Source organism: Neptuniibacter sp. (genome assembly GCF_024231755.1).
In the GTDB taxonomy this organism is placed as follows: Bacteria; Pseudomonadota; Gammaproteobacteria; order Pseudomonadales; family Balneatricaceae; genus Neptuniibacter.
Genome location: NZ_JAAEQH010000262.1, coordinates 1 through 23,922, shown reverse-complemented (window position 1 = coordinate 23,922; position 23,922 = coordinate 1). Strand labels below are relative to the sequence as shown.

Sequence of the window (23,922 nt, the reverse complement as noted above, 5' to 3'; positions counted from 1 at the left end):
CTTCCTGCTTTTTAACCAGTTGCACGGGTTTCAGCAAAAATTACGTGGCAGATAAATAATATATTAATTATCCTGTACATTAAGGAACCTGCGAATAAGTCTCATACTTTCTCAGTGGATTATAAAACGACCAGATACGCGAAAGTCAGCGCAGTGAAATGTCGAGACCTTTTCAAGCTGACTGACAAAGTAGATGGTCGTTTTAGAAACCACCCTACGGGGCTTACAGAGCAACTGAATCACTTTGTTAATGATTTTCGACAGGCAACCAGCATGCCTGTAATCATTGCCTTGCGCTTGAATTGCTCGGTAAGCCTGAGTCGTATAGGACTTGTTCGTAGGTTCCATAGGATGAATCCTTCCTCGAGAACTTGCACATTTATCAGTAAGCCGGGAAAATATCGGGGAATTACTGGGTAGATATTTTATATGCGTAAATTTGAAGACTCACTGCCGTTACAGCTCCTTAAAGCTCGTGAAGCAACGATGCTGTTTTTCCGTCCTCTGCTACACGAGAACTCCCTGACCGAACAGCAGTGGCGCGTTCTCCGTGCCCTATACGCTTATAAAGAGCTTGAATCAAAAGAGTTAGCTAAACGCTGCTGTCTGCTTAGCCCAAGCCTTACAGGCATCCTTAAGCGCCTTGAGCAGCAGGGTTATATCCAGCGTCGTAAATCTGAAGAAGATCAGCGTCGCACCATTATCAGCCTGACCGATAGCGCGAACGCTCTGTTTGTTCGTCTAAGCCCAGAGGTAGAAGAGCGCTATAAGACCTTCACTGACCGCTATGACGAGAAGAAGCTCAAGCAGTTGATGGAAATGCTGAAAGAGCTATCAGAACTGGAACCCTGATCAGAACCATTGATAAGAGCCATTGATCAGGTCCTTTTTCGCTCTCGCCCCACTTTTCCAATTCAGTCAGCTATATTCAATTTACTGATCACTTTTGGCATGACTTCAGTCAACTTATTCACTTTATGAGTTGACAATAGATAACATGACAACTATCTTAGCCTTAAATATAATTAACATATTAAGTTATTTAACAAGCAGTCGGCAAAGAATCTCTATCTGTCCCTAGAGAAGCAGGTCGGCCAATAATAAGATCAAGAGAGGTCACGATGGGAGAATTAGTACTCGCAGCAAAAGTTACACACGTACCAACAATGCTGCTATCTGAACAGCCAGGTAAGCTGGAAGGCTGCCGCCAACAGGCTATCGACGGACACAAAGAGATTGCTCGCCGTGCACGTGAAGCAGGTGCTGATACAGTCGTTGTCCTGGATACACACTGGTTGGTTAATGCGGGTTACCACGTGAACTCAAACTCTCATTTTAAAGGCGCTTTTACTAGCCACGAGTTCCCACACTTTATTCAGAACCTGGAATATGAATACACCGGTAACCCTGCACTGGGTGATCTGATTGCAGAGAAAGCAACTGAGAAAGGTGTATTCACTCTTTCCCATCAGGTAGAAACACTGGATCTGGAATACGGCACGCTGGTTCCAATGCGTTATATGAACCCAGAAGCTGACCTGAAAGTTGTTTCTGTTGCAGGCTGGTGTACTGTGCACAGCATTGAATCTTCCCGTAAGCTGGGTGAAGCGATCCGTGAAGCCATCGAAGCAAGCGACAGCAAGGTTATGCTAATCGCTTCTGGTTCTCTGTCTCACCGTATCTGGGACAACGACGACTACGAAGCTAACAACGGTACTTTCACTATCTCCAAAGAGTTCAACCGTCAGGTAGACCTGCGTGTTCTGGATCTGTGGCAGCAGGGTGAAATCGCTACATTCCTGAAGATGCTGCCAGACTACTCTGACAACTGTTCTGGTGAAGGCGGTATGCATGATACTGCGATGCTATTCGGCGCACTGGGCTGGGATCAGTACCAGGGTAAAGGTGAAGTGATCGGTGAGTACTTCCCAAGCTCCGGTACAGGTCAGGTAAACGTGGTGTTCAGTCTGTAAGCTGAATCCATCTGAAAAGTCGAGATTAAGGGTACCTTGCGGTACCCTTTTTCATTCTTAAACGGGTAGTAAAAATAGCATGATTATTTCTGATAAAAGCCTCGGTTGGGATGCAGCACAACGTGCCGCTCTGGCTGCTTGCCAATATGCAGCTGATAACGGTCTGAAAATCTGTGTCTGGGTTCTGGATCGTCATGGCAACCCTTTGGCGATGCAACGCATTAATAACGCTCCAATGCCTTCCACAGAGATAGCGCGTGGTAAGGCTTTTACCGCTGTCAGTTTTGGTTTCGGTACTCACCTGTGGCAGGAACGTCTTGCAGACAAACCTCACCTCCTCAGTGGGCTCAATGTTCAGGAAGGCGTTGTAATGTTTGGTGGCGGTCTTCCTATCGAAATCGATGGCGAACGTGTTGGCGCTATTGGTGTATCCGGTGCGAGTGAAGCACAAGATCAGGAATGTGCCCAAGCGGGCATCAACGCGCTTACTGCGAGTAAATAAGTCCATTGATGGATAACAGCAAACCCTTACCCCCCATTGCCTATTTCACCATCATGTCGATGGTGAGCCCTATTGCGCTGAATATTCTTCTACCAGCCCTTCCTGACGTAGCAGCTGGTCTGAACGTGACCACTGCGGAAGTACAGCTCAGCCTGACCTTATACCTGTTCTCCCTGGCAATTGGTCAGCTGATCTGTGGCCCATTGGCAGACCGATTTGGTCGCCGCCCTATTCTGCTTATAGGGATAGCAATCCATTTTATAGGCTGCTTACTTGGTGCTTTTGCTGATGATCTAAGCTCTTTGCTTGTTGCTCGTGTGCTGCAGGCGTTTGGTGGTTGTACCGGTATGGTACTGGCACGCACCATAATGCTGGATAGATATAGCCGGGATCAGGCTGCCGGTAAGATTGGCTACATTACCCTGTCGATTGCCATCTCCCAGGCTATTGCGCCAACCCTCGGTGGACACATCAACCTTCAGTTAGGTTGGCAATACCTATTCCACTTTTCACTACTGCTGAGCACAGTTTCCTGGTTGATCGTACTGTTTATGATCCCTGAAACAGCAACAAATAAAACTGACAGCTTACGCATAGACCGGGTACTCAAACAGTACTGGCAAGTCATCAAAGCGCCAAACTATTTAGGCTATGCGCTCTCAACTACTTTTATCTCCTGTGCCTTCTATCTGTTTATTGGTTCTGTTCCTTATATCGTGGATCAGGAAATGGGCGGTAGCTCAGCTGATTTCGGTAACTGGTTCCTGTTTGTCTCACTGGGTTTTATGTTTGGCAGCTTTAATGCAGCTAAGCTCTCTGCCAAGCTAGGTACTCACAGAATGATTACTCTGGGCCACTCTCTTTCTATGGCTGGCGCACTGATCATGCTAATCACTGTGTATAACGTTGGCGTGACTTACCTGACTATCTTTCTACCGATGGCGCTATTCACTATCGGCCGAGGTTTTAGCCAACCTAACAGCCAGTCAGCAGGTATCAGCTGTAGCAAAAGCTCGCCCAGCACGGCATCCGGCCTCATGGGCTTTGTTCAGCTGCTCACAGGCGCATTAGTCGCTCAAATGACACCCGCATTACTATCCGCTGGCTCTATCTGGATTATTTTGGTTCTGGTGCTCTGCCCAATACTTGCCTTTGCGGCCTATTTCACAACAAGCAGACAATAAAAAACCCGTCAGGTTTAACCTGACGGGTTCTATATTTACTCAGTTTATAGCTTGTTACTTCTGCTCAATCATAAAGAAATCAAAGAACTTAGTCAGTTCTTCGTGAGCTGTAACCGGCAAGATAGTAGCAATATGCTGGTCTGGTCTTACAACCACCACACAGCCCGCTGAACGATCGATGCCACGCAGGTCATAGATGTCATTGCCTTCTTCAGCATGGAATACTTTTTCGTAATCACGCAGCCCGTACTTACCTTTTGCTGGCCACAAGTAGCCTTGTAGGTCATGCATCTCCAGATCCTGTTGCTGGAAAACAGCATAGGTATCAAAGACTGAGTCAATGTCGGTGCCAGTTGGTGTGTATTTTTGCACAGGTGAAGCCGCATCATTGGCTAAAAAGTCGATGAATTTATAAGCCTCTGATGACGGATCAGTCGGGTTTTGCTTGTCACCAAACAGGAATATACGCCAGCGACCATCAGCTTTTACCAGATGCCCCAAATGCTGACTTCTGCCATCCGCTACACGGGTAGCTTCTGCTGAGTGGAAACGTTGACCAATCTTATAACCCGTAGCAAGCTCTTGGTTCTCCTGGCCGGTACAGATGTAGGATGGGTAGTACTCAATTGAAGTTCCGGATACAAAACCGCTTTGGCGTTTCATAAAGGCTTCAATTTTAGCCGTATCAATTTTTGCCTGCTCAGAATCATCACCCGCAGTAGGTCGGGTAGCGACCAGCTTAGACAACTCACGGTCGGCATCAATCAACTGCTGGGCAACTTTACGTCGTTCAGTACAATAGGTGCTCAGCAGCTTAGAATCACATCTGCCCTGCAGAACTGCAGCCATCTTCCAGCCCAGATTAAAAGTATCTGGCAAAGAAGTGTTCAAACCCCAACCGCCCTTAGGGCTGTGTGTATGGCAGGCATCACCCGCAACAAATGCACGAGGAATAACATCCTCAGAGCTACCCAATGGACGGTTATCAAAGCGCTGAGCAATACGCTGCCCAACCTCATAGATTGACCACCAAGCGACCTCTTTCACATCCAGTGTGTAGGGGTGAAAGATCTTCTGCGCTTTAGCAATAAGATCTTTTTCGGTTAGTTTCACATCCGATGCACGCTTGTCTTTTCCAAGCAGATCAAGCTCAACATAAAAACGACACAGATAGCCGCCTTCACGTGGGATGGTCATGACCGCACCATGATCTTTCGACTGAATAAAGCTCTTAACACGGATATCCGGGAAGTCTGTATTCAACAGAATATCCATAACACCCCAGGCTTTATTCGCCGAATCACCTTCTAGTGGAATATCCATGCTTCGACGAACATTACTTCTGGCACCATCACAACCTACGATGAAACGCGCTTTAACCGTTTCGACTTTGCCTGCACCGGCATCATCGGTTCTTTTAAAGGTTGCCGTAATTGGATGAGCCTGAAGGTCCTGAGTCAGCTCTTCGTCTATTTTCATCTCAAGCATTTCACGGCTGTATTGAGGCGTGAGGTGAGTAACTGTTCTTTCCATGCCATCAACCAGCAATTCATGCAGACGAGCCTGGTTAACAATTCCATGAGTAAACTCGGAAAGTCCTGCCCTGGCATCTGGGATTTTGTGCGTACGCTTAATCTTCTCAGGGTTCTCAGAGTCTGGTTCCCAGAATGTATTCTGCTTCAGCTGGTAGGTCTCTTTAACCACCATCTCGCTGCTGTTGAAGGCTTCCATAATCTCCATGGTACGGCAGGAAATACCATCCGCACGTCCAAAGAGCAAAGGACCAGGGGCCATATCAACAATGCATGTCTTAATATCTGGGAACTCAGATAACTGCCGTGCCATTGTCAGTCCTGCAGGACCTGTACCGATGATCAGAACATCCACTTCATTTGGTAGATCCACAATCGGCGGTTCAGGATAAGGCTCGCGAGCCTCATCAGGGATCTCATAGTTACCGGGTTTAAACCCATTCAGATGATATTGCATGACACGGTACTCCTAGCTGACGGCCCTAACTTCGGCGCTCATATCAGTAGTTAATATATTAAACTATTAGTTAACATATTAACGTATTTATCAAAAAGTGCTAGCCAATCAGGGGCGATTATTAGCTACTATTACTCATACTTTGGTAACAATAAATTTAGTGTGGAAATATAGAATTACCACTGTATATCTAACAGTCTAGCCTAGGGAACCTGCGAACAAGTACCTGCGATTTCTGCAAGAGCCTGCCGTGCGCAAATTCTAGGCGCAATCTGCCGCTAATGGCCGTAGCCCTTAGCAAGGTTGCAACAACGAAGTTGTGTGCGGCAGGCCTTGCCCTGCGGGGCTTGCAGTTTGATACGCACTCTGCGTTTTCGCTTTTTGTAAGGTCCAGACATTACTGCAAAGCGTTGCCTTGATTACACATCAAACTGAAAGCCAGAAGTTAGCATGGACTTATTCGTAGGCTCCCTAGAAAAGAAAAAAGGCTGATAACCTGAGTTATCAGCCTTTTGTCCCCCCCACTGAAACACTATTTTTTCAATGGTACGATCAATACAGGACGCTTCGAGTGGTTCATAACTTTAGTTGCTGTAGAACCCATTAATGCGTGACCAAGGCCTGTGTGTGGACGAGTACCCATCACAATTACGTCTGCATCAATTTCATCAGCTACATCAACAATAACCTTCCACGGTTTGCCTTCGCGAATGATGGAACTAACCTGCTCTTCGTTCAACATATCCAGTTCTTCAACTTCCTCTTTAAAGAACTTATCGATACGACCTTCAAGCTTACTTTTCAGGTTATTCAGGCTTTCTTCGTACATCTCCTGCATACCGTCTGCTTTTAATACAGACTGCAAAGCCATGTTGTCCTGATGTTCATTTTCCAGTACATGCAGGTAAGTAATCTGGGCATCGTAGTGACCACACAGGCTTACTGCTGCACGGAAGGCTGGGCGTGAACCCTTTTCAATATCTGAAGCGTAAAGAATCTTTTTAACGCCTGGAATCATTTTTCACCTCACTCGGATACGAGTAGATATAAAAAAGGCAGGCTCGAAGAGCCTGCCCTATTGTCAGCTTCTGTACAGAATTTCTGGTAGGAAGAGAGATATAGCCGGGATCAGCGTGATCAACGCCAGGCGGATAATATCTGCACACCAGAATGGGGTTACACCCTTGAAGATGGTACTCGCTTTCACGTCGCGCAGTACCGCACTGAGCACGAACACGTTCATCCCCACTGGTGGTGTGATCAGACTGATCTCAGTTACCACTACCACTACGATACCGAACCACACCAGATCAAAACCAAGGCTATGCACCAGTGGGAAGAAGATCGGCACAGTCAACAGCAGCATCGACAGACTCTCAAACACCATACCTAGTACGATGTAGATCGCCAGAATCACCAGGATAACTACCATCGGTGATACTTCCAGACCCTGAACGAAAGCCAGAAGATCTGCTGGAAGACCCGCACGGTTGATGAAGTTGGAGAAAATCAGTGCACCAATTACCACACCAAACAACATTGTTGTGGTACGAGCAGTGTCAGTCAGAATCTCGAACAGGCTACCCATAGTCAGGCTCTTACGCGCCAGTGCGATAAAGAACGCACCACCGGCACCAATGCCCGCTGCTTCTGTCGGCGTGAAAACACCCAGATAGATACCACCCATTACAATGGTAAACAGGATCAGTACACCCCAAACACCGTTCAGTGCTTTTAGACGTTCGCCCCAGCCTAGTTTCTCACCACATGGGCCCGCTTCAGGATCACGCCATACCACGTAACGTACTGCGAACAGGTACAACAAAATACCCAGGAAGCCTGGAATAAAGCCTGCCGCAAACAACTCACGAATACTGGTTTCGGTCAGCAGACCGTAAATCACCAGAATTACGCTTGGTGGAATCAAAATACCCAGAGTACCACCGGCTGCAATAGATGCAGTCGCCAGTGAATCAGAGTAACCGTACTTACGCATTGGAGGCATAGCTACTTTTGCCATAGTCGCAGAAGTCGCCAGGCTGGAACCACAGATTGCGGAGAAACCACCACAAGCTACAACTGTAGCCATGGAGAGACCGCCTTTCTTGTGGCCCAAAAATGCATTAGAAGCACGGTAAAGTTCTTGTGATAACCCGGATTTTGTTACCAGGTTACCCATCAAGATGAATAATGGAATCACGGACAAGCTGTATTCCTGTGCTGTATCGATGACACGTTTCGATGCCATAGATAGAGCCCCGTTCCAGCGGAAGTCCATAAAGTTATCAAAGCTCAGGCCCTGCATATATGCGAAACCAAAGAAGCCAACCAGACCCATCGCAAATGCAATTGGTACACGTACCACTACGATGATCAGCAGCAGAATCGCAAAGCCTGTTAATGCAGTAATCATTCTGAAAATACCTGTTGAGTTTATTCAGTCCACACGATTAATCGTGAGACTTAAACAGCAGTCGATACACGCCATAAGTAATCATGGCACCTGCGGTTACCCAGCTCATAATGGCAATATATTCAACGATATATGCCACGGGCATCTGAAGATATTCCGTTACCTCACCGCGGCGGTGAGATCGAGCTGCCAGTTCATAAATGCGGACAGCCAGAAAATAAAGTGATGTTGACATCAAAAATGCGGACAGCAGACCAAGAACTTTGATCACTGTACTACCCATCATTTTATCCAGGATATCAACAACGACATGGCCTCCACGCCAGGTCACTAATGGTAATTCAGCAAATACGAGGATCGCGATCCCCATCTCTGTCAGTTCGGTTGCACCGTCGACAGCGTTATCCAGAAAGTACCGACCAAATACATCTGCACAGGTCAGTGCCATCAGGAAGAAAAGTGTTAAGGCAGCAATCAACTCAAGAAAAAAGGCCAGCCATGCGACTGGCCCTTTCTCTTCGTAGTGCGCTGTAATCCAGGCACTCAAAGCCATAAAAGACTCCTACTTACATGCTTTATCAGATGTAAGTCTTACTTGTAGTTACGAGCAATTTCACGAAGTTCAGCCAGTGCAGCTTTTGCATCTACACCGCGATCTTCAACAGACTTCAGGAATGCTTCATCCATACCTTTAGTCAGAGCAACAAACTCATTAGCCAGTGCATCACCTTCTTTAACCATAGTGATGTTTACACCGTCAGCCTGAGCTGCTTCAAGACCTGCAGCATCACCTGCGTCCCAAGCTTTACCTGCCATTGCAGACAGTTTCTCACCAGATACAGCCATGATCGCTTCACGATCTTTCGCATCCAGGTCAGCCAGGAAGTCTGGGTTCATGAACATTGCGAAACTACCCAGGTACATACCACCTGGCAGTGCAATAACGTTTTTAGCAACTTCTTTCAGACGCAGAGACTTCTGCTCACCCATTGGGATGAATACACCGTCAATAACGCCCTGCTGCATCATTTCGTATACTTTAGGCGCTGGAGCACCTACAGCAGTAACGCCCATGCGGTGACCGATTTCACCCTGAACACCACCACCTAGACGAATTTTCTTGCCTTTCAGATCTGCCAGAGAGCTAACAGGGTTAGCCATGTGGATCTGACCTGGGCCGTGTGTGAACAGGCCAATCAGTTCCAGTCCATCGTGCTCGTTCGCTTTAGCGAAGTATTTGTTGTGTACACGCCAGTGAGCAACAGATGCAGCTTCAGCGCTGGAACCCAGTAGTGGCTGTTCTACCGCCTGAGTCAGCTTAAAGCGACCTGGTACATAACCGTGGTAGCTGAAAGATGCGTCTACTACGCCATCTTCTACCAGTTCATACATCGTTTTTGGATGGCCCATGCCATACTCAACTGCAACCTTTACACGGCCTTCAGTTGCTTCTTCAACCCATTTTGACCAAGTTGGCCATACTACGGCATTCTGTGGGTGCGTTGGTGGCAGCCAGCTAGCTACACGCAGAGTAGTTTCTGCGGCAACCTGACCGGCCATAGTTGCGCCCAAAAGACCAATAGCAAGAACTTTCTTTAGATTCATTATTGTTTCCTCTATTTAACCGTTTTTATTGTTTTAAGCTAAATACACTAACCATCTGCAGATAACCTTATTTTATATATGGTTTATCTACTGGCTCATACCCTTTTGCTTCAACTCATCCCTTCTGACACCAGCCCCTTCAAATTCCAGCTAAGTAGAGATGAGAGAGAAACCATTGCCAATTAGTTAAAGTATTAACTAAAAGGATTTTTTATCAAGTATTTTTCGAAAAAAATACCAGTTTTTTATTATAAACTGACACTATATTAAACAACAATACAATTTTTTAGTATCACTTTCTTTAATCAACCTTTGCCAAAGGGCCCATATCTCATGATCGACATATGCCTTTAGTCTAAAAGACCGCATAAGTGATACACAACAATCATAAATCAAACCACTTTAAGTAACACGTCATACTTTTAGCTACACTCCTTATAAATAAGGAACACTTGCTCAACTACATATATATCAAACAGTTACAGTGGATTGACTGGCATTTCTTAATACAACCTATAAAAATGTATTTAAAATACCTTTCAGATTGTTGAGTACGGCTATTTAACCCTGTTCTTTCATCTTGGCGATTTTTTCATGAATATTATTCTTGCGATAATTACGCTCTGGATGTAACTCGATCATCTCAAAGCCAATACTCATGTAACGCTTTTCAAAGGCTGGCTGTAACGCTTCGGTAAAGGTTTCAAATACCTTATCTGAAGCAGCCTTGAGAACCTCAGGCTCACGCCCAGATCCCACTTTTGCAGTCAAATGCACAAAGGTGTTGTCTGGATCACCTTCACCAATGCGGTAATGTTCACAGCGGATCGCACGGGTACGGATACCACCGATTGGAAATACACCGGTAGCTATCGCCGTTTCATTCAGCTTTTCGAACAATGCAGGGATATCCAGATCGTCATCAAGGTTCGCTGAATATTCCATAATGAAATGTGGCATAGGATCTCTCCTTTGCAGAATCTATATCGACAGTTAAAAAGCCGTGGCTTGAACAAACACTGAACAAACCACGGAACGCACTATCGAGCAGTATTATTAACGGCCCAGCACAGGAACACGGTGAGTATCATGAGCGATACAAACGTTCTTAGTTTCCATATAGAAATCGAAGCTCCAGTCACCGCCGTCACGACCGATACCAGACATCTTCACACCACCGAATGGTGAAGGCAGGTTACGGTTGTTTTCAGAGTTAACCCACAGCATGCCGGCTTCTACTTTGTCAGCCATACGCATTGCGCGGCCTGTGTTAGCAGTCCAGATGTAACCAGCCAGACCGTAAATAGTCTCGTTAGCCAGTTTTACAGCTTCTTCTTCAGTTTCGAATTCGATTGCCGTCAGCACAGGACCAAAGATCTCTTCCTGAGCGATACGCATATCGTTCTTCGCATCTACAAACAGTGTTGGCGTTACAAAGTTACCTGGGCCCATCTCATCACGCAGAGACTTACCACCCACAGCGATCGTTGCACCATCTTCTTTAGCAATATCGAAGTAGCTTGTTACTTTGTCATAATGACCCGTGTGAACCAGTGGACCAACTTCAGTTGCTGGATCAAGCGGATGACCCACTTTGATGTTGGCAACACGCTCTTTCAGAGCTGCCAGGAACTTGTCCTTGATACCGCTCTGTACCAGCAGACGGCTGGAGCTTGTGCAACGCTGACCGTTCAGGCTGTAGATCATGAAAGTAACCGCATCCAGAGCACGGTCGAAGTCAGCATCGTCAAATACGATAACCGGGTTCTTACCACCCAGCTCTAGGTGTAAACGTTTCAGTGTCTGTGCAGTCTGCGCCTGAATCAGCTTACCTGTCGCGGAATCACCTACCAGAGCAACCGCTTTGATTGCAGGGTGTTCTGTCAGTGTTTTACCAGCAACAGCACCAAAGCCGTTAACCATGTTCCAAACACCTTTTGGCAGACCAGCAGCTTCAGCACATTCAGCAAGGATAGATGCTGTCAAAGGGCTCAACTCAGCTGGTTTGTGCACAACAGTACAACCTGCCGCCAGCGCTGGAGCAATTTTCCAGGTAGACAGCATGAATGGCGTATTCCATGGTGTAATAACTGCTACTGGACCGATTGGGTTACGTACTGTGTAGTTAGTGTGCTCAGCCTGATGCAAAGACAGACCGTTGCGTGCTTCTGGCGCCTGATCAGCGAAGAAGCGGAAGTTAGCTGCACCACGTACAGCAGCCTGGCGCATGAAGCGGATCGCCTGACCACAGTCCATGGATTCAACCATTGCGATCTCTTCAGCACGTTTTTCCAGCTCATCACCCAGACGGTGCAGAATCTTACGGCGCTCAGCACCTGGTGTTGCAGCCCAATCTGCTGCCGCAGCTTCTGCAGCTTCACAGGCAGCGTTTACATCAGCTTCTGTAGCTGCAGCAACTTTACCCAGAAAGCTCTGGTCGAATGGCGTCGTGTTATCAAAAGTTTCGCCCTGACCTAGCGTCCACTCACCATTGATGTAGTGGCCCAGTGTATTTTCTTTAAAACGAGCCAGGTAACCTTGCGCTTTAGCGATGTTCTCTTGCAGTTGTTCGCTCATCTTCTCTTCTCTCGCATTTTACCGGCCATTCATACAAACCATGTTATTCATACAAACAAGGAATAAATGGCCGATAGTGGTTATTTATTGATACCTATTCGAATGGATCGAATTAGTATTTATCACCGTAGAATTCCTGCTCAGAAACAATGTATGTTTCCAGAGCACCAATCTTTTCAATTTCACAAACGACTTTGTCGCCCGGCTGCATATCTTTCAGACCTTCAGGCGTACCTGTTGCGATCATGTCACCTGGCTTCAGAGTCATGATCTTACTCAGGTACTCAACCAGGAAAGGTACGTCGAAGATGATGTCTTTAGTTGTGCCATCCTGTGTCAACTCACCGTTTACATGCGTTGTTACACGTAGGTCAGTGATGTCACCAACATCTTCTTTATCGATTACGTAAGGACCAATTGGCAGCAAAGAGTCACGGCTCTTTACGCGCAGGTTTGGACGGTAGTAGTTTTCCAGGTAATCACGGATCGCAAAATCGTTACAAACGGTGTAACCCGCTACGTAATCCATCGCATCTTCACGGGAGATGTTCTTACCTTCTTTGCCGATTACCGCTACCAGCTCACACTCATAGTGCTGGAATTCGATATTGTCAGGACGGTAAGCATTCTGCTTGTGACCTGTCAGGGTGTTAGTACCCTTCAGGAAAACCAGTGGCTCTTTTGGTGGCTCAAACGCCAGCTCACGAGCGTGATCTGCGTAGTTCAAACCCAGCGCAAAAATAGTACCTGGGTTCTCTACCGGACAAAGCCACTCAACGTCTGCTTCATTGATTAGCTGACCGTCCACTTTAGACTTTAATTGACCATTCTCTTCTACAGTAACGTCTAACTCGGAGCCGTTAAAAAGTACGCGTGCGTGTTTCATGTTGTTAGCTCCTCTTATTGACCCATCTGGTTATTCAGTGCCACTACACCAGCGATTTCAGAGGTAACCTTGTCACCTTTGTTCACTGGCGCGCGATCTCCAGGGAAAGCAACCGCAATCACTTCACCCGGCTGCAGAGTCATGATGTAGGAGATAGTGCTAATCAACTCAGCAACACCACGTACCGTACGAGAAAGAGGCATTTCGTTAACCACTTCACCGTTTACTTTAGTTACAACGGCCAGCGCTTGTGGATCAGCAACGTCAGAAGCAGGTACAACAGTTGCACCAATTGGAGCTGTCCCGTCCAGGCACTTACCTTTGATATCTGGGCGGTAGTAGCTTTTCTCTGGTAGAGAGAAATCATGAACCAGTGTGTAACCACCAACATAGTCCAGCGCTTCTTCAGGGCTTACACGGCAGCATTCTTTACCGAATACAACTGCCAGAGAGGCACCAACAACCATGCTGTCAGCATCAGCAGCCCACTCAACCTCTGCACCATCAGTGCTCCAGGTATTGTGTGGTTTGAAGTACAAAACTGGCTGTGTTGGCGCACTTTTATAAGGCGCTTCATTGAACTCAGCCTGCATCGCTTCGAACTGATCGGAATCGTTCAGTGCAACACAAACCAACTTACCTTTAACGATTGGATTGTTTGTCATAACTATTACCTAAAATTAATATCCGCTAGAACCCGTAGAATCAGACTTGTTCTCGCCGGATTTGAAACTTTCTGCCAACTGTTTCGCTGCATTACTCAGCAGCAATGTGTCTACGCCAATACCAACAAACTTGGCACCTTTCTCAACGTAGTTATGCGCTTTGGCAGGATTGATACAGAGCAGACCACCCGCCTTGCCCGCATCGTTAATAATCTTCAGACCGTTCTCGATCGCAGCAACAACTTCCGGGTGATCCGGGTTGCCGATATGCCCCATAGAAGCGGACAGATCTGATGGACCGATAAATACAGCGTCGACACCTTCAACTGCTGCGATCTCTTCCAGATTCTCCATCGCTGTAACCGTTTCAGCTTGAACAATCAGGCAGATCTCATCATTAGCTTTCTGCAGGTAACCCGGAATACGATTCCAGTTCGCAGCACGTGCCAAAGAACTACCCAGACCACGGATACCCTGTGGCGGATACTTAACCGCTTTCACCAACTCACGTGCCTGTTCTGCGGTATCACACATAGGTACCAACAGAGTCTGCGCGCCAATATCCAACAGACGTTTCAGCAGTGCAGTACGTCCCTCTTCCGGACGAACAATCGCAGGCACTCCGTATGGGGCAATCGCCTGCAAGTGACGCATGGTTGAGTCCAGTTCAAAAGGTGCGTGCTCACTGTCGATTAACAGCCAGTCAAAACCTGAACCTGCCAAGATCTCGGCACAGGTCGCATCGGGTAGGCCAAGCCATAAGCCCCACTGAGTTTCATCACCCTGCAGTGCTTTTTTGAATTTATTTACCGGAAGTTCCATAACCACCTTCTTTATCTAAAACTGATCTAAAGCCTGATTAAACAAACTTCACAGAGATACCACCCAGTGGGCCGTAGTCTGCGTGGATTGTGTCACCCGCTTTTACTGGAACTGGACGCGTGAATGAACCCGCCAGAATTACCTGACCCGGCTCCAATGCAACACCATGTGGAGCAAAACGCTTGCATACCCAGCAGATGCCATTCGCAGGATGACCCAGAACACCTGCGGCAATTCCGGTTTCTTCAATCTGGCCATTCAGGTATAGCAGAGATCCAGCCCAACGCAGGTCCATATCCATCGGCTTGATCGGACGACCGCCCAGGATGATGCCGGCATTCGCAGCATTGTCAGAAATTGTGTCCAGAACTTTACGGGTGTAACCGGTCTCAGGATCGGTACGGTGGCAACGAGCAGCGATCAGTTCCAGAGCAGGAATTACATAATCGGTAGCATTAAGTACGTCGAAGATAGTGACATTCTCACCTTCCAGACGATCTTTAAGCACAAATGCCAGTTCAACTTCGATACGTGGATCAAGGAAGTCGGATGCTTTAATCTCAGCACCGTCATCAAAAAACATATCATCCAGCAGCACACCGTAGTCTGGCTGATCGATGTTTACCGCCATCTGCATAGCACGAGAAGTCAGACCGATTTTGTAACCACGAACCTGAGCGCCTGCAGCTTTTTTCTGATCTACCCAACACTTCTGGATTTTGTACGCTTCATCCATAGTCATGTCTGGGTACTCAAGTGTCAGGGCTGGAATCTGCTGACGCTCATTTTCAGCCTTGTACAGACGATCGGCTGCGTTTTTAATCTGCTCCGGAGTTAACATAAAAACCCTCAATTCTTATTCTGACGCGCTGTTCTGCGTCCTGTATTTAATCCGTTTCTTGTACTTACGACTGGAACATAAGTAACATGTTAACTACAATATACTTAATATATTAATGAATTTCCAGCCCAATTTTTCAATGATTGATATTATTGGTTACATTCCCTCTTTTTCAGGTGTCTGATGAACAGCCAGAGTCTAAGTAAATCCGTTATAACCTATTGGCCAGGAAGGAAAATATCAGGTCCATTACTTTTAATGATGTGGGCCGTAGCACTTAGTAGTTTTCTTTTTTCTCTACCTCTAATCCCACTGGCAACAACGCTTGGCTGGATATATGTACTGATAGAGCTGCCCCGTTTAGCAGCAAAACAGCGCCCCCTTATCCTAATTCTTGCAGGGGCTGGTTTTGTGTTTTCCATCCTCGCCTGGAGCTTTGGTTCTGAAGCGACGTTATTAGAGTTACTGGATGAACATCTGAAGCTTGCCATGCTTCTGACAGCTATCACCTTTATTGGCATGGCAATCAAACCGCAAGCCAGCCAAACCAGTACTGGCCTAAAGAGCTTTCTCAGTACTTTTTTAGGTATGCATTTCTTCTCTTCAGTGGCGAACTTCTCGGCCATACCCGTTGTAGGGGATCAGTTAAAGAAAAATGGAACAGTGGATCGTTTATCACAGAGCATTCTGGCCCGTGGGTTTAGCTTCTCCGTATTGTGGTCACCTTTCCTTAGTATCACCCCGTTGGTCCTGGAGCAGGTGCCCGGTGCCGAAGTTAAGAACCTATACCCTTTTGCTATCCCACTGGCTGCGGCAGGTTTGATCTTTACAATTCTGGAAGCCCGCTTCCGCTATAAAAGCCGCTTCAATAACTATCAAGGTTACCCGATGAAGCTGGCCACACTGCATTTACCAATCATGCTTATTGCTAGTGTCCTGCTTCTTACTTGGTTATTCCCTGGCACATCCACAGTGGTATTGGTATCTATCGTGGCCGTGTTAATTCCTCTTGCGCTAGTCGGCACCCAGAAAGGAATGACAACCTGTGGAGAGCTGCTGCATAAACATATATTTGAACGCCTGAGTGATAGCCGAACAGAAATCTCGCTATTTCTCAGCGCGGGCCTGCTGGCTGCCGGGGTCAAAGCCTGCATCAGCGTGGGCCTGATTGGACTGCCATTTACGGAAACCAATGCAACAGTAGCCTCGATTAGCCTTCTGGCAATCATTGTTATTGCCTCTCTGGGTATAAATCAGCTGGCAGTGGTTGCCATATTTGCGGGACTTCTGGCTGATGTCACAACCACACCTACGATAATGGGGGTGGCTTATATCTATGCTACAGCGCTGTCTATGTACACCAGTGTATTCAGTGGCACAAATATGATTCTACGCGCTCGTTACAGCTGTCGTAGCAAAGCAATTCTTCGTAATCAGCTACCTTTCACACTGGTAATGATTATTGTAGGGATCGGCATGCTGTATCTGATGGAGTATCTGGGCGTTAAATAAGCTTTACTGTGCTGGGGACAGGTTTAAACCTGTCCCCACAATAAATTCTCAGTTGCCAGAACCTCAGTAATTGATTAGTTTAAGCGCCATAGTTTCCCCAGTGGGGTGCTGAATTATAGTTAACATATTAATAAAGAGACGGTTAGCATGATAAAGGTTTACGGCAGCGTGTTTTCACGCGCGAGCATGGTGATGTGTGTTCTGGAAACACTAAACCTGGAATATGAATACATCCCATACCTGCCAAAAGGCAAAGAGATTAAACAGGATGAATTCCTGGCGCTTAACCCAAATGGCAAGGTACCGGCACTGGTTGATGGCGATCTGGTTTTGTGGGAAACACAGGCGATTCTTGTGTACCTGGTTGATAAATACGGTGACGGGGCACTATGGGCTAATACAGCCGAAGAGCGTGCGGACATCCTGCGCTGGTCTCTTTTTGTCAGTAATCAGCTGGAGCTTTTTGCTCTGGACCTGTTTCTTCAGAACAAGTTCGTACCAGAAGAGCTACGTGATGAAGCAATTATTCTGCGTGCACAAGCTGAACTGGATAAACACCTACCAGTACTAAACAATCATCTGGAAGGTCGTGAGTTTGTTTCAGGCACTGAGCGCACCATCGCTGATATCCACGGCGCAACCATTCTTTCCTGGGCGAAACTGGTTGGTTATAACTTCAAGCAGTTCCCTAATGTTGATGCCTGGATCAAAAGCCAGATCAAATCTGTAGCGCAACAGAAAGTGAACGCTAAAGCCTAATCTGGTTATTAGCTAATTGCGAATAGAGGGGACAGGTTTAAACCTGTCTCCACACTTAAACCCGACCTCTGCCACTCTGCGGATGCCTGTATATATGCCAACGAGCATCACGGAAGTTTACCTCTTCCTCCAGAACAGCCCCCACCGCTTTCGCCAGAGCTATAGACGGTTTATTTTCTGAATGAATAAAACTGATCAGCGGTGTTTCTGGCAGATATTCTAGTCCAACCTGCTGTACTGCTTTCGCTGCTTCACTGGCATAACCCTGCCCCCAATAATCAGGACAGAGTGCCCATTTTATCTCCGGCTCAGGCCAGTCGTTCGGGTACCAGAATCCCGATATCCCAATAACTGTGCCAGTTTCTTTCTCTTCAAGCGCGTAAGGCCCATAGCCACGTAATACCCAGTGACCCAGCATGCTACTCATTGCGCGCCAGGTATCACCTTCACTAAACACTCGCCGAACCGTGTATTTAGTTGCCTGCTCTGAGGAGTAATAATGATGTAGATCGGACCAGTCACTGTCTTTGAACTGACGTAATAACAACCTTTCCGTTTCAATCTGCTCCGGTACCAGAAACTTCATTTGTATCTCCATTTACATCACTTATCGCAATTTATACATAAAATAGGGCATAAAAAAGGGCACAAAAAAGGGAGGCGCCGTTAGGAGCCTCCCAAAAGAGCACATTTAAAGTGAGCCTTTATATGCGCGGAGTGACTTACGACCATAAGTCCATGATCAGGCGTTCAGTCCACCCATGCAGATGTATTTGGTTTCAAGGTAGTCATCCAAACCATATTTAGAACCTTCACGGCCCTGTCCGGATTCTTTAACACCACCAAATGGGATAACTTCCGAGCTGATCGCTGTTTCATTAACACCGACCATGCCGTACTCAATACCTTCAGATACGCGCCAGATGCGACCCAGGTTCTCAGTGTAAACATAGGATGCCAGACCAAACTCTGTATCGTTCGCCATGGCAATCGCTTCCTCTTCAGTGCTGAACTTGAAGACCGGCGCCACAGGGCCGAAGATCTCCTCACCGAAGATACTCATTGAATCATTTACGTTAGTCAGAACAGTAGGCTCGTAGAAGCAGTTACCCAGATCAGATGGTTTACCACCCGTTACCACTTCTGCACCCTGAGATACTGCGTTCTGTACAATAGCATCGATATCAGACAACGCTTTCTTTGATACCACAGGACCATGTGTTGAATCAGCATCAAAGCCGTTACCGATTTTGAACTCTTTTACAGCAGCTGAGAACTTTTCAACAAACTCATCGTATACACCTTCCTGAACCAACAAGCGGTTAGCACAGATGCAGGTCTGACCTGAGTTACGATATTTAGAAACCAGAGCACCTTTAACTGCCAGATCGATATCTGCATCATCAAATACGATTACCGGCGCATTACCACCCAGTTCCATAGACGTACGCTTAACCGTATCTGCACACTGCTTCATCAGAAGCTTGCCGATTGGTGTAGAACCTGTGAAAGTCAGTTTCTTCACCTTAGGGTTAGAGGTCATCTCACCACCCACTTTGGATGCAGATGCACTTGGTAGCACACTAAACATACCCGCTGGTACACCAGCACGTTTCGCCAGTTCAACCAGCGCCAATGCAGACAATGGCGTTTCAGCAGCTGGTTTCAAAATAATTGAACAACCCGCCGCCAGTGCTGGCGCAGCCTTACGCGTAATCATCGCATTAGGGAAGTTCCAAGGCGTGATCGCAGCAACAACCCCGACTGGCTGTTTAATTACGATACTGCGACGATCACCTGGAGACGGCAGAACATCACCATAAATGCGCTTACCTTCTTCAGCAAACCACTTTAGGTAGGAAGCGCCATACATCACTTCACCTTTAGATTCGAACAGAGGCTTGCCCTGTTCTGCAGTCATAATCGCAGCCAGATCATCGATATTTTCCAGAATTAGTGCGTGCCAGCTTTCCAGAATTTCAGAGCGCGCAGCTGGAGCTAGTTTTTTCCACTCTTTCATTGCCGCTTCTGCAAAATCGATTGCACGCGCTGTTTCCGCCTGACCAACACTGGATACCTCTGCCAGAACCTCACCCGTTGCCGGGTTCAGGACCGGAAAGGACTCACCCGAGTCACCATCAACCCACTCACCATTAATAAATGCCTGTGTCTGTAACAGACTGGAATCTTTCAACTGTAGTTTCATAGTTATCTCTACTCTCCAAGCGGGTCAGAAACAGTTCGACCAATTAATACTTAGACTACACTATTGGAATTTAGTTAACAAGTTAAGTATTTTCAAAATTGATAAAATAAAAGTGATAAAGCTACTGAACTCCCAGCAGCCAGATCACCAGATTTATAGTAATAAAAGCTAGAATCGTTGTAGGTAACAAGACTGCGGAGCACAAACCACCGTAGTTATAACGCATGCCTATGACTGCATAGATACTAAACATCGGCATACATGCCAGAATAACCGCAACCTGCTGGAACAACTCAGGCATTGGCGGGAACAGCAGAATCATAACGAACACAGCAAGCGGGTGGATGATCAACTTACCAAACACGATAGAGGAGATATCTGTCATCATCCCTTTTGGCTGCAAGCCAACCAACATACCCCCGATGGCAAACAGTGCCACACCGCCCACAGTTACCGACAGCATATCAATTACACGACCGACAAAAGCAGGCGGGTGAAGATCTGCAGCGGTACTCATAATACCCAGTGCGATAGAAACAATGATCGGATTTTTCAGCAGCTGTGGCAGCGACTTAAATAGAGCCTTAAAGAAGTTACTGTCTTTATGCTCTCCGGTATCAGCCAAGGCCAACGTAAGAGGCAGAATAAACAGGTTTTCGATGATCAAAGTCAGCGCGAAAGGTACCAGTGCTGCATCGCCAAACAACTGCATAATAATCGGAAAGCCAATCATCAAGCTGTTTGACATACTGCCCCCCAGACCAAATAACGCACACTGGGTCAGGGGTTTGCCACGTGCTTTTGCCAAGGCAAACATAACACTGAATGCGATCAGCGAACCTAAGCCGAATATCAGTAGATAATCGAAATGCAGAATATCCTGAAAAGAGCGTGAACTCAGTGCCTTGAACATCGCTGCAGGCAAGCCAAAATTCACCACAAACCAAGCTAGCGTACGTACATTGTCTTTTTGCAAAAAGCCAAAACGAACCGTTAAGAAACCCATTGCAATCAGAATAAAAGTCGGACTGGTCAGGGATAAAATATAGGTTATATCTTGCATAGAATTGAGATCACTAAATGGGCCGAGGGTTGCTTAGGACAACTCTTGTTTATTGATATTTAGTTAATATATTAACTTATTTTCTAATAATCAACATCTCATTTCCTCTAAAAAAGACACAAAAAAACCGCGACAAGCGCGGTTTTTTTATCTAGGCCTGGAATTAAACCATTGTTGGATCTGCTTCCATACCCATGATAGAGCGGCCCAGAATCTGCTTACATACATCATAGTCAGTGTAAGCATGCGCTGCAGTCATGTTGCAGTCACGCCACAGACGCTGGATCTCATTATCGTGAATCCAAGTAGAGCCACCAGATACTTCGAACAGACGGTTTACAGCTTCACAGCACATTTTGATAGCGTAAGCCTGGTTTGTGCGCCAGTAAGCCAACTCTTCATCCGTTGGGTAACGCTTCTGTTCACCAAACGCTTTATGCTCATCCCAGGTTTTTTCCATAAATGCTCGTGCAGCCTGAACCTGATGAGTAGATTCAGCCAAACGCATCAGTGGTGGAATCTCTTTACCTGAAGCCGCCATAGTGTAAGCACGAGTACGGTTTTTAGTCAGGTTTTTGAATACTTCCAACATACGCTCAGCAATACCCAGAGCCATAGAAGCGAAACCACAAGCAAAGTATGGACGGTAAGGTGTGTAGTAGATATCGCTATCAGGGTACAAACCAAAACCAGAAGAGGCCCCTGTCATCATCCCTTTAGCCGTCTCGATACGGTGCTCAGGAATAAATGTATTCTCATTAATACGCAAAGTCTTAGTACCAGAAGGCTTCATACCTGCTGAATACCAGTCATCAATAATTTCATAATCAGAGCTTGGTACAACACCAAAGCAGTAATCTTTTGCGCCGGTTTCCTTGTTATCACGCAAGAAACCTAGAATCGCCCACTCTGCGTGGTCACAACCGGAGCTCCATTTCATATCACCATTAAAGATCACACCACCTTCGCACTCTTCCACCTTACCGAATGGTGCAATAGAGCTACTTGCTGTCGCATCTACATCTTCACCCCAGAACTCATCCTGAGCCTGCTTCGAGAACATAGCCATCTGATGACTGTGCGTGATCAGCAAACTAAATGCCCAAGCAGTACCGCCACAAGCACCTGCTAATGCAGCAATACAGTCAGTCACTTCAGGAAGTGAAAGCTCCAGACCACCGTATGCTTTTGGCTGCAGTGCACGGTGCAGCTTAATTGACTTAAGAAGACGGATGTTCTCATCTGGAACTCGACGAAGTTGCTCCGCTTCAACTGCATTAGCAGCAATTGCAGGAAGAATTTCTTTCAGCTGATCGAGCATTGGATTTGGTCTTTCCATCATTCATTACCTTCGTCTTTTTTGTTTTGTTCAGACAGTTACCAGGAATATTTATGGACATGGCCCGGCTGACTGCCTCAGTAATGACTACATTATTGTTGTGATTTAGCCGCTTTAAAATGGATCTTTCACAGGCTTTATTGTACTTTTGAAAGTTAATATATGAAGTAATATGAAGAATCACTGCCTAAAAAGCACACAAAAATAAACATAAGCCATTGATTTATATAAGCAGTGTTTTTCTAGTTACTATATTAGCTGTTCGCATTTGCACAAAGGAAAGAACTTTTTCACAACTAGTTCAAATATTAACTAAACTAATAATACAGTCATCAACATGAATCCTGATATGAGCAGTAACACGACACCTCTGACACAGAATGCCGACTCATCTGAAGATATTCCTAATATCGATATTGGACATGCATATGACCAGCATTATGTAGATGCAGATATACATTACGAGCGCCTGGAAAAGCTGGCAGACTTCTTTGGACGAAATATGCCAGTGCATCATCATGACCGCTTCTATCAGATCCATGTCATTCTTGGCGGTACTGTGCGTGTCCATCTGGACGAAACCAGCTACACCACCGAAGGGCCGATGTTTTTTCTGACACCGCCAACAGTGCCTCATGCTTTTGTCACAGATAATAACGCTAAGGGTCATGTAATAACCGCCAGGCAACAGTTAGTGTGGGAACTTATGGGAGGGATGGTTCCGACCGGCTGGGGCAGCGACAGCTTCATGAACAACCCACTTTGTGTTGCACTCTCACCTGACAAAGATGTGCACGCTGCTCGTATGCTTAACCTGTTAAACCTTATGGCGGGTGAAAGTGATCAAACCTCAATGGAGCACAGCGTTGCATTAAAAGCGCTTCTACAACTAGTACTGATCGATATCTACCGCCTTTCAGATCAAAGTCAGCCCCAGCAGAAAACCCGTAAAGAGGACGTACGGATCTTCCACCGTTTTAACGAGTTAATAGAAAGTCATTACAAGGAACACCTGACTTTATCCCAGTATGCCGAGATGATCAGCGTAACCGAAGCACGCCTTAATGAGATATGCAGGCGCCTGGCTGGACTACCCTCTAAGCGATTAATTATGGACAGGCTGATGCAGGAAGCACGTAGACTTCTCACTTTTTCATCTGCTCCAATCACAGAGATCGGTTACCAACTGGGTTTTAAAGATCCAGCGTATTTTGCTCGTTTCTTCCGCAGAAATGCAGGAAAGACTGCAGGCGAGTATCGAGACTCAAAAAAATAAATTAATAATCAATGAGATAGAAACAATATTATTCAATCCGGCTCATAACCAAGAAGAACAAGAGCTATGAAAAGTACAATTAAAGCAATGAAAAATATATTTAATCAGACCTGCCGGCATCTATAATTAATTAACATGTGAACTTTCTCCGGCTCACAAGACAAGGTATGCCGAGAAACGAGAATAAAAACGAATCATTTACGAAGGTGACACTCCATGTCTCAGACAGAATTCGATGCTAAAGATTTTCGCCGCTCCCTATCTCAGTTCCCTACCGGGGTTACTGTTATTACAACCCTGGATGCGGATG

Annotated in this window: 23 protein-coding genes; 7 read left to right on the top strand and 16 right to left on the bottom strand. The window is 46.3% G+C overall.

The features are described from left to right. Window positions 1–111 precede the first annotated feature (111 nt). A complete protein-coding gene (locus tag GY843_RS14490; RefSeq protein WP_297310649.1) occupies window positions 112–348 on the bottom strand; it encodes a hypothetical protein in 237 nt (78 codons plus the stop codon). A gap of 81 nt (window positions 349–429) precedes the next feature. Between GY843_RS14490 and hpaR the strand changes: the two genes are divergently transcribed. From hpaR to GY843_RS14470, 4 genes are all read left to right on the top strand, one after another. After that, window positions 430–852 (top strand): homoprotocatechuate degradation operon regulator HpaR, encoded by a 423-nt coding sequence (gene hpaR / locus GY843_RS14485; RefSeq protein ID WP_297310648.1) that lies wholly within the window; start codon window positions 430–432, stop codon window positions 850–852. Window positions 853–1,121: 269 nt separating this feature from the next. Further along, window positions 1,122–1,973 carry a 3,4-dihydroxyphenylacetate 2,3-dioxygenase gene (hpaD, locus tag GY843_RS14480; RefSeq protein WP_297310647.1) on the top strand — a complete coding sequence of 284 codons (852 nt, stop codon included), beginning with the start codon at window positions 1,122–1,124 and terminating at the stop codon, window positions 1,971–1,973. 79 nt (window positions 1,974–2,052) lie between these two features. Continuing rightward, window positions 2,053–2,475 (top strand): heme-binding protein, encoded by a 423-nt coding sequence (locus GY843_RS14475; protein WP_297310646.1) that lies wholly within the window; start codon window positions 2,053–2,055, stop codon window positions 2,473–2,475. Window positions 2,476–2,483: 8 nt separating this feature from the next. Next, window positions 2,484–3,659 carry a multidrug effflux MFS transporter gene (locus tag GY843_RS14470; protein ID WP_297310645.1) on the top strand — a complete coding sequence of 392 codons (1,176 nt, stop codon included), beginning with the start codon at window positions 2,484–2,486 and terminating at the stop codon, window positions 3,657–3,659. 54 nt (window positions 3,660–3,713) lie between these two features. Here GY843_RS14470 and GY843_RS14465 read toward each other — a convergent pair whose 3' ends face one another. From GY843_RS14465 to hpaH, 11 genes are all read right to left on the bottom strand, one after another. After that, entirely contained in the window at window positions 3,714–5,648 is a 1,935-nt protein-coding gene (locus GY843_RS14465) for an FAD-dependent monooxygenase (protein WP_297310644.1), read from the bottom strand. A 532-nt stretch (window positions 5,649–6,180) separates the two neighbouring features. Beyond that, window positions 6,181–6,666, bottom strand: a complete 486-nt coding sequence (locus GY843_RS14460; RefSeq protein ID WP_297310643.1) for a universal stress protein — start codon at window positions 6,664–6,666, stop codon at window positions 6,181–6,183. A gap of 63 nt (window positions 6,667–6,729) precedes the next feature. Beyond that, window positions 6,730–8,061 (bottom strand): TRAP transporter large permease, encoded by a 1,332-nt coding sequence (locus GY843_RS14455; protein WP_297310642.1) that lies wholly within the window; start codon window positions 8,059–8,061, stop codon window positions 6,730–6,732. A 37-nt stretch (window positions 8,062–8,098) separates the two neighbouring features. Next, window positions 8,099–8,614, bottom strand: a complete 516-nt coding sequence (locus GY843_RS14450; RefSeq protein WP_297310641.1) for a TRAP transporter small permease — start codon at window positions 8,612–8,614, stop codon at window positions 8,099–8,101. Between the two features lie 38 nt (window positions 8,615–8,652). Beyond that, a complete protein-coding gene (locus GY843_RS14445; RefSeq protein ID WP_297310640.1) occupies window positions 8,653–9,666 on the bottom strand; it encodes a TRAP transporter substrate-binding protein in 1,014 nt (337 codons plus the stop codon). Between the two features lie 561 nt (window positions 9,667–10,227). Next, a complete protein-coding gene (locus tag GY843_RS14440) occupies window positions 10,228–10,626 on the bottom strand; it encodes a 5-carboxymethyl-2-hydroxymuconate Delta-isomerase (protein WP_297310639.1) in 399 nt (132 codons plus the stop codon). 96 nt (window positions 10,627–10,722) lie between these two features. Beyond that, complete coding sequence (gene hpaE, locus GY843_RS14435) at window positions 10,723–12,243, bottom strand: 5-carboxymethyl-2-hydroxymuconate semialdehyde dehydrogenase (RefSeq protein ID WP_297310638.1); 1,521 nt, start codon at window positions 12,241–12,243, stop codon at window positions 10,723–10,725. Between the two features lie 112 nt (window positions 12,244–12,355). After that, on the bottom strand, window positions 12,356–13,129 hold the full coding sequence (locus GY843_RS14430) for a fumarylacetoacetate hydrolase family protein (RefSeq protein ID WP_297310637.1): 774 nt from the start codon (window positions 13,127–13,129) through the stop codon (window positions 12,356–12,358). Between the two features lie 14 nt (window positions 13,130–13,143). Beyond that, entirely contained in the window at window positions 13,144–13,794 is a 651-nt protein-coding gene (locus GY843_RS14425) for a fumarylacetoacetate hydrolase family protein (protein WP_297310636.1), read from the bottom strand. Window positions 13,795–13,809: 15 nt separating this feature from the next. Further along, window positions 13,810–14,616, bottom strand: coding sequence for a 4-hydroxy-2-oxoheptanedioate aldolase (gene hpaI, locus GY843_RS14420; RefSeq protein WP_297310635.1), 807 nt, complete (start codon window positions 14,614–14,616; stop codon window positions 13,810–13,812). A gap of 37 nt (window positions 14,617–14,653) precedes the next feature. Then, on the bottom strand, window positions 14,654–15,457 hold the full coding sequence (hpaH, locus tag GY843_RS14415) for a 2-oxo-hept-4-ene-1,7-dioate hydratase (RefSeq protein WP_297310634.1): 804 nt from the start codon (window positions 15,455–15,457) through the stop codon (window positions 14,654–14,656). Window positions 15,458–15,715: 258 nt separating this feature from the next. On the opposite strand from hpaH, the gene GY843_RS14410 reads away from it, so the two are divergent. Together GY843_RS14410 and GY843_RS14405 are read left to right on the top strand one after the other, a co-directional pair. After that, window positions 15,716–16,969: a hypothetical protein gene (locus tag GY843_RS14410; protein ID WP_297310633.1), complete on the top strand. Its 1,254-nt coding sequence runs from the start codon at window positions 15,716–15,718 to the stop codon at window positions 16,967–16,969. A gap of 147 nt (window positions 16,970–17,116) precedes the next feature. Then, window positions 17,117–17,728 carry a glutathione S-transferase family protein gene (locus tag GY843_RS14405; protein WP_297310632.1) on the top strand — a complete coding sequence of 204 codons (612 nt, stop codon included), beginning with the start codon at window positions 17,117–17,119 and terminating at the stop codon, window positions 17,726–17,728. A 55-nt stretch (window positions 17,729–17,783) separates the two neighbouring features. Here GY843_RS14405 and GY843_RS14400 read toward each other — a convergent pair whose 3' ends face one another. The 4 genes from GY843_RS14400 to GY843_RS14385 all read right to left on the bottom strand — a co-directional run bounded on the left by GY843_RS14400 (window position 17,784) and on the right by GY843_RS14385 (window position 22,339). After that, entirely contained in the window at window positions 17,784–18,314 is a 531-nt protein-coding gene (locus GY843_RS14400; protein ID WP_297310631.1) for a GNAT family N-acetyltransferase, read from the bottom strand. 156 nt (window positions 18,315–18,470) lie between these two features. After that, entirely contained in the window at window positions 18,471–19,934 is a 1,464-nt protein-coding gene (locus GY843_RS14395; protein WP_297310630.1) for an NAD-dependent succinate-semialdehyde dehydrogenase, read from the bottom strand. Between the two features lie 121 nt (window positions 19,935–20,055). Further along, the gene (locus GY843_RS14390; RefSeq protein WP_297310629.1) at window positions 20,056–20,997 is read right to left on the bottom strand and encodes an AEC family transporter; all 942 of its coding nucleotides are present in this window, start codon (window positions 20,995–20,997) and stop codon (window positions 20,056–20,058) included. Window positions 20,998–21,160: 163 nt separating this feature from the next. Next, complete coding sequence (locus GY843_RS14385) at window positions 21,161–22,339, bottom strand: p-hydroxyphenylacetate 3-hydroxylase oxygenase component (RefSeq protein WP_297310628.1); 1,179 nt, start codon at window positions 22,337–22,339, stop codon at window positions 21,161–21,163. A gap of 346 nt (window positions 22,340–22,685) precedes the next feature. Here GY843_RS14385 and hpaA point away from each other — a divergent pair, with 346 nt between their 5' ends. Further along, a complete protein-coding gene (hpaA, locus tag GY843_RS14380) occupies window positions 22,686–23,612 on the top strand; it encodes a 4-hydroxyphenylacetate catabolism regulatory protein HpaA (RefSeq protein WP_297310627.1) in 927 nt (308 codons plus the stop codon). Window positions 23,613–23,922: the final 310 nt, after the last annotated feature.

Bases quoted from the DNA above. Each gene is read 5' to 3' on its own strand.
- GY843_RS14440 (WP_297310639.1), bottom strand. From the start codon at position 10,626: ATGCCACATTTCATTATGGAATATTCAGCGAACCTTGATGACGATCTG.
- GY843_RS14455 (WP_297310642.1), bottom strand. From the start codon at position 8,061: ATGATTACTGCATTAACAGGCTTTGCGATTCTGCTGCTGATCATCGTA.
- hpaD (WP_297310647.1), top strand. From the start codon at position 1,122: ATGGGAGAATTAGTACTCGCAGCAAAAGTTACACACGTACCAACAATG.
- hpaE (WP_297310638.1), bottom strand. From the start codon at position 12,243: ATGAGCGAACAACTGCAAGAGAACATCGCTAAAGCGCAAGGTTACCTG.
- GY843_RS14460 (WP_297310643.1), bottom strand. From the start codon at position 6,666: ATGATTCCAGGCGTTAAAAAGATTCTTTACGCTTCAGATATTGAAAAG.
- hpaA (WP_297310627.1), top strand. From the start codon at position 22,686: ATGAGCAGTAACACGACACCTCTGACACAGAATGCCGACTCATCTGAA.
- hpaH (WP_297310634.1), bottom strand. From the start codon at position 15,457: ATGTTAACTCCGGAGCAGATTAAAAACGCAGCCGATCGTCTGTACAAG.
- GY843_RS14385 (WP_297310628.1), bottom strand. From the start codon at position 22,339: ATGATGGAAAGACCAAATCCAATGCTCGATCAGCTGAAAGAAATTCTT.
- GY843_RS14475 (WP_297310646.1), top strand. From the start codon at position 2,053: ATGATTATTTCTGATAAAAGCCTCGGTTGGGATGCAGCACAACGTGCC.
- GY843_RS14445 (WP_297310640.1), bottom strand. From the start codon at position 9,666: ATGAATCTAAAGAAAGTTCTTGCTATTGGTCTTTTGGGCGCAACTATG.
- GY843_RS14470 (WP_297310645.1), top strand. From the start codon at position 2,484: ATGGATAACAGCAAACCCTTACCCCCCATTGCCTATTTCACCATCATG.
- GY843_RS14430 (WP_297310637.1), bottom strand. From the start codon at position 13,129: ATGAAACACGCACGCGTACTTTTTAACGGCTCCGAGTTAGACGTTACT.
- GY843_RS14390 (WP_297310629.1), bottom strand. From the start codon at position 20,997: ATGCAAGATATAACCTATATTTTATCCCTGACCAGTCCGACTTTTATT.
- GY843_RS14490 (WP_297310649.1), bottom strand. From the start codon at position 348: ATGGAACCTACGAACAAGTCCTATACGACTCAGGCTTACCGAGCAATT.
- GY843_RS14410 (WP_297310633.1), top strand. From the start codon at position 15,716: ATGATGTGGGCCGTAGCACTTAGTAGTTTTCTTTTTTCTCTACCTCTA.
- GY843_RS14395 (WP_297310630.1), bottom strand. From the start codon at position 19,934: ATGAAACTACAGTTGAAAGATTCCAGTCTGTTACAGACACAGGCATTT.
- GY843_RS14405 (WP_297310632.1), top strand. From the start codon at position 17,117: ATGATAAAGGTTTACGGCAGCGTGTTTTCACGCGCGAGCATGGTGATG.
- GY843_RS14465 (WP_297310644.1), bottom strand. From the start codon at position 5,648: ATGCAATATCATCTGAATGGGTTTAAACCCGGTAACTATGAGATCCCT.
- hpaR (WP_297310648.1), top strand. From the start codon at position 430: ATGCGTAAATTTGAAGACTCACTGCCGTTACAGCTCCTTAAAGCTCGT.
- GY843_RS14400 (WP_297310631.1), bottom strand. From the start codon at position 18,314: ATGAAGTTTCTGGTACCGGAGCAGATTGAAACGGAAAGGTTGTTATTA.
- GY843_RS14450 (WP_297310641.1), bottom strand. From the start codon at position 8,614: ATGGCTTTGAGTGCCTGGATTACAGCGCACTACGAAGAGAAAGGGCCA.
- GY843_RS14425 (WP_297310636.1), bottom strand. From the start codon at position 13,794: ATGACAAACAATCCAATCGTTAAAGGTAAGTTGGTTTGTGTTGCACTG.
- hpaI (WP_297310635.1), bottom strand. From the start codon at position 14,616: ATGGAACTTCCGGTAAATAAATTCAAAAAAGCACTGCAGGGTGATGAA.